The sequence below is a fragment of the Methanoculleus sp. SDB genome (assembly GCA_001412355.1).
In the GTDB taxonomy this organism is placed as follows: Archaea; Halobacteriota; Methanomicrobia; order Methanomicrobiales; family Methanomicrobiaceae; genus LKUD01.
In genome coordinates this window covers 1-1,142 of sequence record LKUD01000030.1, presented here as the reverse complement: position 1 = coordinate 1,142, position 1,142 = coordinate 1, and the positions used below count along the sequence as shown (strand labels likewise).

At 48.2% G+C, this 1,142-nt stretch carries 1 pseudogene; it reads left to right on the top strand.

Going from position 1 to position 1,142, the window contains the following annotated elements:
- Positions 1-24 precede the first annotated feature (24 nt).
- A pseudogene (locus APR53_08550) lies at positions 25-1,142 on the top strand.

Below are 1,142 nucleotides of genomic sequence, written 5' to 3'. Positions count from 1 at the left end.
ACCTCTACCGATGGATATATCACCATGGAATATGATACGGTAACCTACGGAAATATTGCCGCCAATGATACCGTAGTGGGGACATCTCCCCATGGATTTCAGCTGGGCAGTGCTATTCCTGACGGATATATAATTCCGGTGGATATGACCTGCTGGGACAACAACGACAGCAGCTGGACCAGTTCATTTAATCTCACTGTAAATGCACCGGAAGCCGAAGTTATAGGATACTGGGGACCGGAAGCGATAGGAGCAGGAGATGTATTTGATCTGGGAATAAAGCTTTACAATGGAGGAAGCGGCACCGGATATAATACCAATGCCAGTATAAGCAGCAGTGATGCTTATATAACCATCAATGATTCCACTGTATCCGTGGGTAATTTTGCACCGGGGGACACCTTTTTTGACCGGAATGCATTTAATATCACCGTAGATCCGAGCTGTCCTGATCCCCATTTTGCCCAAGTAGTATTGAGTGTGAGTATGGACGGAGGATATCAGCTATACGATACGGTGAGTATAGGAATCGGCAGTTTAATATTTGTGGAAGATTTTGAGAGTAAGGATACCGCAGATTGGACCTATGAGGGCACCTTCAGTTGGCATGTATCTACCCGTCGCGCCCACAGCACCACCCATTCCATGTACGTAGGTGATGAGAACACCGGAATACACGCCAATGGATTGGTAAATGTGAGAGCAGTCAGCCCGGTATTTTATGTGGGGGCGGGAACGGAGATGACCTTCTGGCACTGGTACAACACTTTTGACACCTGGGACGGAACCCAGCTGCAGTTAACCACGGATGGAGGTAATACCTGGGTGACCATAGAAACCGATGAAGGATATACATCGGTAAACGGCGGATCGGGCAACGGATACAACCAGGGAGAGGAATACTGGGCCGGAGTGCATGAAGCCTGGGAAATCCAGCATTACACCTTTACTATCACCGATTCAGTGCAGTTAGGATGGAGATTTGGCAGCACTTCAGTGGTAGCCTATGAGGGATATTATTTTGACGACATCAACTGCGGAGTCAGTTCAGGATTAGGAATAGAAGAAGAACAGGCAGGACCGCCGTCAGTTAATACCTATCAATTCCGGTTAGCCCCAGCCTATCCCAATCCCATGCAGGG